General features: G+C 65.2%; 6 protein-coding genes and 1 pseudogene. All 7 read left to right on the top strand.

Going from position 1 to position 4178, the window contains the following annotated elements; genetic code table 11:
- A pseudogene (locus L9Z73_RS26465) lies at positions 1–100 on the top strand (c-type cytochrome); the annotation flags it as partial.
- Complete coding sequence (locus L9Z73_RS26460; RefSeq protein ID WP_247407499.1) at positions 97–1266, top strand: cytochrome D1 domain-containing protein; 1170 nt, start codon at positions 97–99, stop codon at positions 1264–1266. The pseudogene L9Z73_RS26465 and the gene L9Z73_RS26460, both read left to right, overlap by 4 nt.
- 1 nt (position 1267) lies before the next feature.
- Entirely contained in the window at positions 1268–1726 is a 459-nt protein-coding gene (locus L9Z73_RS26455; protein ID WP_247407497.1) for an Lrp/AsnC family transcriptional regulator, read from the top strand.
- Entirely contained in the window at positions 1723–2238 is a 516-nt protein-coding gene (locus L9Z73_RS26450; protein ID WP_247407495.1) for an AsnC family protein, read from the top strand. Before L9Z73_RS26455 ends, L9Z73_RS26450 begins: the two co-directional genes overlap by 4 nt.
- A complete protein-coding gene (locus L9Z73_RS26445; protein WP_247407493.1) occupies positions 2231–2674 on the top strand; it encodes an Lrp/AsnC family transcriptional regulator in 444 nt (147 codons plus the stop codon). Before L9Z73_RS26450 ends, L9Z73_RS26445 begins: the two co-directional genes overlap by 8 nt.
- Positions 2649–3149: a nitrite reductase gene (locus L9Z73_RS26440; RefSeq protein WP_247407490.1), complete on the top strand. Its 501-nt coding sequence runs from the start codon at positions 2649–2651 to the stop codon at positions 3147–3149. Before L9Z73_RS26445 ends, L9Z73_RS26440 begins: the two co-directional genes overlap by 26 nt.
- A 12-nt stretch (positions 3150–3161) precedes the next feature.
- Positions 3162–4178, top strand: a 1017-nt coding sequence (locus L9Z73_RS26435; protein ID WP_247407488.1) for a radical SAM protein, incomplete at its 3' end; no start/stop codon positions are given.

Below are 4178 nucleotides of genomic sequence, written 5' to 3'. Positions count from 1 at the left end.
CCGCCCTGCCCGCGCGATGCCCGGCTGGGCGCCATTGCTCAGTGCCGGCGAGATCGCCTGGCTGGTCGAACGCCTCCTGCAAGGAAGCCCCGCACCATGATGCGTCCCACTCTTCTATCGCTGTGCCTGCTGCTCGGCGCCTGTGCCCAACCGCCGCTGCGCGGGACTGGCGACCTGGGCCTGGTGATCGAACGCGCCAGCGCCAGTGTGCAAATCATCGAAACCAGCGGGATGACCGAGCTGGGGCGGATCGACGGCTTGGGCGACCTGTCTCACGCCTCGGCGGTGTTTTCCCGCGACCAGCGCTATGCCTACATTTTCGGCCGCGATGGCGGCCTGACCAAAGTCGACCTGCTGCGCCAACGCGTTGAAAAACGCATCCTCCAGGGCGGCAACAGCATCGGCGGCGCGATCAGCCAGGACGGACGCCTGATTGCCGTCTCCAACTACCAACCCGGCGGGGTCAAGGTGTTCGATGCGCAGACCCTGGCCCAGGTCGCCGACATTCCCGCCACGCCCCTGGCCGACGGTAAACGCTCGCGGGTGGTGGGCCTGGTGGATGCGCCCGGCCAGCGCTTCGTGTTCAGCCTGTTCGACAGCGGCGAGATCTGGAGCGCCGACTTCAGCCAGGGCAACACCCCGCGGATCACGCGATTCCAGGGCATCGGCGAGCAACCCTATGACGCGCTGATCACCGCCGACGGCCGTTACTACATGGCCGGGCTGTTCGGTGAGGACGGCATGGCCCAACTCGACCTGTGGCACCCCGAGCGCGGCGTAAAGCGCGTGCTCGCGGATTACGGGCGCGGCCAGGCCAAACTGCCGGTGTACAAGATGCCCCACCTCGAAGGCTGGGCCGTGGCCGACAACCAAGCCTTTGTGCCCGCCGTCGGCCATCACCAGGTGCTGGTGATGGATGCGCGCAGTTGGCAGCAGACCGCCGCCATTGACGTGGCCGGCCAACCGATTTTCGTCACCGCACGCCCGGACGGGCGCCAGTTGTGGGTCAATTTCGCCTACCCGGACAACGACCGCGTGCAGGTGATCGACACCGAGACCCACCAGGTGGTGGCCGACCTGCGCCCCGGCCCCGGCGTGCTGCACATGGAGTTCACCGGGCGTGGCGAACAGCTGTGGCTGTCGGTGCGCGACGGTGAGCAGGTACAGGTCTGGGACCCGTATCGCATGACCTTGCTCAAGACCCTGCCGGCCTTGAGTCCCAGTGGAATTTTCTTCAGTAATCGCGCGCAAAAAATGGGGTATTGAGATGGACCTTGACCTGCTCAGCCGTCAATTGATCGAACGCTACCAGCACGGCATGCCGCTGTGCGCCGAACCTTATCGCGAAATGGCCCAGGTGTTGGGTTGCAGCGAGGCACAGTTGATGACGTGCCTGCACCGCCTGGAACTGGCCGGCTCACTGTCGCGGGTCGGCCCGGTGTTCGAACACACCCGCGCCGGCGCCAGCACCCTGGCCGCCCTGGCGGTGCCGGTCGAACGCCTGGAACAGGTGGCGCGGCGCGTCAACCAGTACCCGGAAGTCAACCATAACTATGTCCGCGAGCATCAATACAACCTGTGGTTTGTCTTGACCGGCCCGCACCGTCAGCACCTGCAACAGATCCTCGACGAGCTGGAGCAAGACACCGGCCTCATCCCCCTGGACCTGCCGATGCTCACCGCCTACCGCATCGACCTCGGGTTTTCCCTGGGAGCGCATCCATGATCGTCCCACTGAGCCAAGAGCAAATGCTCGACCTGCGCCAATGCCTGGAACGCGGCTTGCCTCTTGTCTCGCGCCCCTACGACAACCTCGCCGAACAGATCGGCGCGCACCATGACCAAGTGTTGCAACAGATGCAGCAATGGCAGGAACAAGGCCTGTTCCGCCGCGTCGGCCTGGTGCTCAATCACCGCGCCCTGGGCTTTGTCGCCAATGCCATGCTGGTGCTGGACGTGCCCGATGCGCTGGTGGATGAAGTCGGCAACCGCCTGGGCCGCGCGCCCGGCGTCAACCTGTGTTATCAGCGCCCGCGCCGGCTGCCGCAGTGGCGCTACAACTTGTTCTGCATGGTGCATGGCCGCGAGCGCGAAGAGGTCACGGCGCATATCCAGCGGGTGCTGGAACAGCAGCAATTGAGTGACCTGCCGCACCAACTGCTGTTCAGCACCCGCGCCTTCAAGCAATGCGGTGGGCGCTTTACGCCGCCGTCGTCGCAGGTGTGGGCCCATGGATGATCTCGACCGGCGCCTGATCAATCGACTGCAACACGGCCTGCCACTGGTGCGCGATCCCTGGCAGCAGGTGGCGCAGGAACTGCACAGCCAGCCGAGTGAAGTGCTCGACCGCCTGCATGACCTGCTCGAAGACGGGGTGCTGACGCGCTTCGGTCCGATGTTCGATGTCGAGCGCCTCGGTGGCGCCTTCACCCTGGCCGCGTTGACTGTGCCCGAGGCGCGGTTTGAGGCGGTCGCCGAACAACTCAACGCATTGCCCCAGGTGGCCCACAACTACCGCCGCGAACACCGCTGGAACATGTGGTTCGTGCTGGCCTGCGGCACCGAGGCGGAACTGGCCGCCACCTTGTCCCGCATCGAGACCCTGACGGGGTTGGCGGTGCTCAATCTGCCGAAGGAGCAAACCTACCATGTCGGTCTGTATTTCCCGGTCTGACGACCGCCTGGCCCTGCGCCTGGTCGCCCTCACCCAGGCTGGCCTGCCGCTGGTGGACGATCCCTGGGGCTGGCTCGCCGAGCAGTTGGGCATCAGCGTCGAGTCGACCCTCGACCTGCTCAAGCGCCTGCAGGCCGAAGGCGCGATCCGGCGTGTCGCCGCCGTGCCCAACCATTACCGCCTGGGTTATCGCCATAACGGCATGACCGTGTGGGATGTGCGCGACGAGCAAATGCCGCGCCTGGGCGAATTGATCGGGGCGCAGCCGTTTGTCAGCCATTGCTACCGCCGCCCGCGCCGTCCCGACTGGCCCTACAACCTGTTCGCCATGGTGCATGGGCGTAGCCGCGAAGAAATCGACAGCTACCGCGAGCACCTGCGCTACCTGCTCGGCGATGCCTGCCGCGCCGACGAGATGCTGGTGAGCAGCCGCATCCTGAAAAAAACCGGCCTGCGCCTGACGCCGGCAACCTAGAAGGAGCGTCCCATGCTGCGGATCAGTCAGTACCTGCGTACCCTGGCCGGACAATGCCCGCCGCCCCGCACTTCGCCGCCCGGCAAGGACCGGCCGCCAGTGGTGATCTGGAACCTGCTGCGGCGCTGCAACCTCACCTGCAAACACTGCTACGCCACCAGCGCCGACAGTGTGTTTCGCGATGAACTGGACACCCCGGCCGCACTCCAGGTGATCGATGACTTGCACGCGGCCGGGGTGCGCGTGCTGATTCTGTCGGGCGGTGAACCGCTGCTGCGTGCAGACCTGTTCCAGCTCAGCGCCTATGCCCGCGACAAAGGTTTTTTTGTCGCGCTGTCGAGCAACGGCACGCTGATCGACGAACAGAATATCCAGCAGATCGCCGACGCGCGTTTCGATTACGTAGGCATCAGCATCGACGGTCTACAGGCGACCCACGATGCGTTCCGCCAGTTGCAAGGCAGTTTCCAGCGCTCGATGCACGCTATCCGCCTGTGCCGCGAGGCCGGGATTCGCGTGGGCCTGCGCACCACCCTGACCCAGGAAAACCATGGGCAGTTGCCGCAACTGCTGGCGCTGATGCGTGACTACGATGTGCAGAAGTTCTACCTGTCGCACCTCAACTACAGCGGGCGCGGCAAGCGCAGCCGCCAGTTGGATGCGCACCGGCAGATGAGCCGCGATGCGATGATGCTGATATTCCAGCAGGCCTGGCATGACATCGAGCACGGCATCGACAGCGATTTTGTCAGCGGCAACAACGACGCCGACGCGGTGCTATTGCTGCAGTGGGTCCACCAGCATCTGCCCGAGCATTACCCGCAACTGGAACACCTGCTGCACGGCTGGGGCGGCAATGCCTCGGGCAGCGGCGTCGCCAACATCGACAATACCGGCGAGGTCCACCCCGACACGTACTGGTGGCAGCACTCGGTGGGCAATGTGCGCAACACCACGTTCCGCCAACTCTGGCTGGACCAACCCGACCCGTTGCTGCTGCGCCTGCGCGAACACCCATGGTTTTCCTGG

Origin of the sequence: Pseudomonas emilianonis, assembly GCF_023072625.1 — a bacterium.
Taxonomy (GTDB): Bacteria; Pseudomonadota; Gammaproteobacteria; order Pseudomonadales; family Pseudomonadaceae; genus Aquipseudomonas; species Aquipseudomonas paraveronii.
This window is presented reverse-complemented; position numbering and strand designations above follow the sequence as displayed.